The 714-nt window shown below is 42.2% G+C and carries 1 protein-coding gene; it reads right to left on the bottom strand.

Annotated features, from left to right (window positions below; translation table 11 throughout):
• Positions 1-197 precede the first annotated feature (197 nt).
• Positions 198-551 (bottom strand): DUF413 domain-containing protein, encoded by a 354-nt coding sequence (locus tag KIV40_RS31255; protein WP_285353189.1) that lies wholly within the window; start codon positions 549-551, stop codon positions 198-200.
• Between the last annotated feature and the right edge of the window lie 163 nt (positions 552-714).

Below are 714 nucleotides of genomic sequence, written 5' to 3'. Positions count from 1 at the left end.
TGTTGTTTAGAAGGGGAGGTAAGGCGCTTCGGGTTGCAGTAAATGCGGGATGTGCAGAGTCATGATGACGAGAAGATTCTCGCTATCATTATGAAATTTATAAATATATTGTAAAGGCGCGCTTATTCGCTACACTTGTAACAGGTGCCGTGTGGGGAAGTAAGCTCAAGGCGTAACAACACCTTGAGCTCAGAAGATTAATCTTCCAACACTAACTCGCTGTCGTACTCTTCTCTTGGCATTTCGCCACGTTTACAGCCGTTAAGAGTGTGGAAGCGACGACGCCCGCGAGCAAGCTGGATGTATTTCAACCAAACACGCTCTAACTTAGACTTCGCCTTGTGAGGGTGAGATAACACTTTCACAAAGTGTTTTTCTTCAGCGTTGGTCGGTGCATGTTCGCCCGATTCAAGTGCTAGCATGGTATCACCAAACAAGGTTAGGATTTCTTCTTCTACAAGAGTAAAATCACCTGACTTAGCAAACCCTATTGGGAATTTATTGGTGTCATAAAAACGTTTTTTTCCGTGTCGGAATTCGGTCTCAGACATAACAGCCTCAGTAATGTGGTTGGATTGAAATTAGTGTTTTTGTTGCTCACGCGAAAATATTGTTAAAAGGCAAAAATGGAAAACAAAACGTTTTTGCCCTTACGATAAACAATCCTAGATCTGCTAGTTAGCAGATTTATTACAGAGATGTATTTGATGGATG

The organism is Vibrio sp. D173a, assembly GCF_030248475.1.
This window is presented reverse-complemented; position numbering and strand designations above follow the sequence as displayed.

What these genes read in the sequence shown, in the direction of transcription:
- KIV40_RS31255 (WP_285353189.1), bottom strand. Translation starts at nt 551, where the DNA reads ATGTCTGAGACCGAATTCCGACACGGAAAAAAACGTTTTTATGACACC.